A 910-nucleotide genomic window follows, 5' to 3' on the forward strand; every position below is an offset into this window, starting at 1 on the left:
ATTACCTTTAATTATTTCTTTATAATATAATTGTAAAATATTCTACAAGGAAGTCAATTACTTTACTGCATCTGACAAATATACACATGTTAATATAGTAAATATATAAGCTTGTAAAATTGCAACAAATACTTCAAATCCTATCAATGCAATTATGAACAAAAACGGCGCAGGAGTGAAAAATATGTTCATATTTACAATAAACCCTGCTATCACTTTGATGATTGTATGACCAGCAATCATATTTGCTGCAAGCCTTATTGATAGGCTAACCGGCCTTACTAAATAAGCAAACAACTTAATAATAATTATTATAGGTGCAAGCCACGAAGGAGTTCCTTTTGGTAGCAATATGCGTAAAAATTCTACTCCCCTTTCTTTAAATCCAACAATCGTTATATAAATAAAAACCACCATCGATAAAGCGAAGGTGACTATCACATGACTTGTGACCGTGAAACTATAAGGAAGAACACCAACTAAATTACACGATAAAATGAAAATAAATACTGTGAATATCAATGGAATGTGCTGCAAGCCTTTGCTTCCAGTGTTATTTTCTATTATTGAAATAACAAAATCATATACATACTCAACTGCAGCTTGCAAATATCCTGGTATTACTGACCCCTTCTTTATTCCAAAAAGCAAAAAGAGTATCATCAATATCACCGAAATCATCGTGAAAAAAGATGAATTGGTAAAGCTTACGTCATACCCAAATAACCTAGGTAACTCTATTATTGTATATACCTTAAACTGTTCCAGTGGATTTAGTGCCATTTTAATCTGAATTATAAACAGTAAATAAAGTATGAATTTTATAGGACAAAGTCAAGAATTAAGATAAGGCTCTGTATTATTATAACATTAACATATTAACAAAATATGTAATTAGAATGTTAATTAC

At 30.0% G+C, this 910-nt stretch carries 1 protein-coding gene; it reads right to left on the bottom strand.

Annotated elements, in window-relative coordinates; genetic code table 11:
• Positions 1 to 57 precede the first annotated feature (57 nt).
• Positions 58 to 783, bottom strand: a complete 726-nt coding sequence (locus tag OZD62_RS00755) for a F0F1 ATP synthase subunit A (RefSeq protein ID WP_022626288.1) — start codon at positions 781 to 783, stop codon at positions 58 to 60.
• Between the last annotated feature and the right edge of the window lie 127 nt (positions 784 to 910).

The organism is Wolbachia endosymbiont of Drosophila seguyi (assembly GCF_028981765.1).
Taxonomy (GTDB): Bacteria; Pseudomonadota; Alphaproteobacteria; order Rickettsiales; family Anaplasmataceae; genus Wolbachia; species Wolbachia pipientis.